The organism is Pseudomonas sp. PS02303 (assembly GCF_029959925.1).
Lineage (GTDB): Bacteria > Pseudomonadota > Gammaproteobacteria > Pseudomonadales > Pseudomonadaceae > Aquipseudomonas > Aquipseudomonas mandelii.
On sequence record NZ_JASCOM010000503.1, the window covers coordinates 1 to 1,710 of the forward strand.

The 1,710-nt window shown below is 63.7% G+C and carries 2 protein-coding genes; one reads left to right on the forward strand and one right to left on the reverse strand.

Annotated features, from left to right (window positions below; genetic code table 11):
- Positions 1-120: 120 nt before the first annotated feature.
- A complete protein-coding gene (locus QMX98_RS34495) occupies positions 121-555 on the reverse strand; it encodes a rhodanese-like domain-containing protein (protein WP_282412077.1) in 435 nt (144 codons plus the stop codon).
- Between the two features lie 102 nt (positions 556-657).
- Between QMX98_RS34495 and ftrA the strand changes: the two genes are divergently transcribed.
- Positions 658-1,632 (forward strand): transcriptional regulator FtrA, encoded by a 975-nt coding sequence (ftrA, locus tag QMX98_RS34500; protein WP_010455550.1) that lies wholly within the window; start codon positions 658-660, stop codon positions 1,630-1,632.
- Positions 1,633-1,710: the final 78 nt, after the last annotated feature.

Consider the following 1,710-nt stretch of genomic DNA (forward strand, 5'->3'; position numbering starts at 1 on the left):
GCTCCCGCTGGAGTGCGAAGCGCTCCCAAAAATCTTCGACAATTGCCAAGATTGCGGGGCTGCTGCGCAACCCAGCGGGGGCAAGCTCCCTCGCCACGATGGTTCAGCGGTGTCTGAATGTCAGCATTCGCAGCCGATGACGGTGGTGGCAGGCTGTCGCACTGCAACACTCAACTCAAGCCCCTCATCCAGCCACCCGGTCACGCCGCCGATCATCTCCTTGACCGGGTAACCCAGCGCTGCCAGCTTCACCGCCGCCTTGTGCACACCGTTACAGTGCGGCCCGGCGCAATAGACCACAAACAAGGTGGACGTCGGGTAACCCGCCAGGCTCTCGGCGGTGAGCAGGCGTCCGGGAATGTTGATCGCGCCGGGCACATGCCCGCGTTCGAACGCCAACGGTCCGCGAACGTCCACCAGGACAAAATCCACATCGCCGGCCTGTTGGCTGCTGTACACGTCGGAACAATCGGTTTCAAAGGTCAGACGGTTGCTGAAGTGCATCAGGGCAATGGCCGAAGGGGCTGCGGGAATGGCGCGGACCAGGCTGGTCATGGGCTGTACTCCAAAGTCTTGAGTGGGTATGAGAAGACTTTATCCGCCCGACGCTTGCGGCTACAGTGGCGCACAAGACACTTACCGGGAACTTTCCGCCAAATGCAACCGAACCCTGGATTGGTCGCGATTCTGGTCTACGACGGCCTCTGTACGTTCGAATTCGGCATCGCCGTGGAGATCTTCGGCCTGGCGCGGCCGGAGTTCGACTTCCCTTGGTACGAGCATCGTATCGTCGCCGTGGATCAGGGCCCGATGCGCGCCATGGGCGGGATTCAGGTGCTGGCCGATGGCGGCATGGAACTGCTCGAAGAGGCCCGCACGATCATCATTCCCGGCTGGCGCGATCGCAACGCGCCGGTACCGGAACACGTGCTCGCCGCCCTGCGCCAGGCGCATGCGCGGGGAGCGCGGTTGCTGTCGATCTGCTCAGGTGTGTTTGTGCTGGCGGCGACCGGCCTGCTGGACGGGCACGGCGCCACCACCCATTGGCGCTATGCCGCTGAGTTGGCCGAACGTTTTCCGAACATTCGGGTGGACCCGGATGTGCTCTATGTCGATTCCGGCCAATTGATCACCTCGGCGGGCAGCGCGGCGGGGATCGATGCGTGCCTGCACCTGGTGACGCGGGACTTAGGCACGCAGGTGGCCAACTCAGTGGCGCGGCGCCTGGTGATGTCGCCGCAACGCACCGGCGGTCAGGCGCAGTTTATTCCTACGCCCGTCAGCCCGACGCCGCGCAGCGATTTGTCCCGTGTCATGCAGTGGGCCCGGGAACGCTTGCACGAACCGCTGGAGGTTCGCGAACTGGCGAGCGAGGCGGCCATGAGTGAACGCACGTTTCTGCGTCGGTTTACTGAAGCCACCGGCATGCCGCCCAAGGCGTGGTTGCAGCATGAGCGGCTGGCGCGGGCGAAGGAGTTGCTGGAGAGCACCGGGCAAAACACCGACCAGATTGCCGCGCAGTGTGGGTATCGCTCGGTGGAAAGCTTTCGCGTGGCGTTTCGTGGGGTGGTGGGCGTGCCGCCGTCAGTGTATCGGGAGCGGTTTGGGCGTGGGGTCAAAGCCATTATTTGAGGTGCGGTTGAGGGCCTCTTCGCGGGCAAGCCTCGCTCCTACAGGTAATGCGTCGCCTTTGTAGGAGCGAGGCTTGCC

Excerpts from the sequence above, each read along its gene's own strand:
- QMX98_RS34495 (WP_282412077.1), bottom strand. The coding sequence starts at position 555 with ATGACCAGCCTGGTCCGCGCCATTCCCGCAGCCCCTTCGGCCATTGCC.
- ftrA (WP_010455550.1), top strand. The coding sequence starts at position 658 with ATGCAACCGAACCCTGGATTGGTCGCGATTCTGGTCTACGACGGCCTC.